The organism is Devosia sp. ZW T5_3, assembly GCF_044987315.1.
Classification (GTDB): Bacteria; Pseudomonadota; Alphaproteobacteria; order Rhizobiales; family Devosiaceae; genus Devosia.
Genome location: NZ_JBJDRE010000062.1, coordinates 1 through 500, shown reverse-complemented (window position 1 = coordinate 500; position 500 = coordinate 1). Strand labels below are relative to the sequence as shown.

General features: G+C 66.2%; 1 protein-coding gene. It reads left to right on the top strand.

Annotation, left to right across the window (positions count from 1 at the left end):
• Window positions 1–31: 31 nt before the first annotated feature.
• Window positions 32–500, top strand: a 469-nt coding sequence (locus ACI3KW_RS23270) for a GtrA family protein (RefSeq protein WP_404850065.1), incomplete at its 3' end; no start/stop codon positions are given.

Below are 500 nucleotides of genomic sequence, written 5' to 3'. Positions count from 1 at the left end.
CCCGATCCGTCTCGCGCGCAGCACCGACCCCATGACCGGGTTCTTCCTCGTCGATCGCAGCCGGCTCGACCTCGAGACGCTCCGGCCGCAGGGCTTCAAGATCCTTCTCGAGATCCTCGCGCGCACCGATCTGCGCATCGCCGAGGTACCGATGGAGTTCGCCGAGCGGCGTCACGGCACGTCGAAGGCGAGCATCCGTCAGGGGACGACGTTCCTTGCGCATCTCGCCCGCCTGCGTTTCGGCAAGATGTCGCTGTTCGCCCTCATCGGGGCGCTCGGTGCGCTCGCGAACCTCGGCATCATGTGGGTGCTCACCGAGTTCGGGATGCCGTACGTCTGGGCCGCGATCATCGGCATCGTGGTCGGAATCGCCATCCTCATCGTGCAGCGTCGCCGGCACCTCGGACTCGAGCCGTCGCCGTACCAGCCGGGTCGCGGCCGGAAGGACGTGGACGCTGATGTAGAATCACAGGACAATCCCCTTGACTACGTCGACGTCA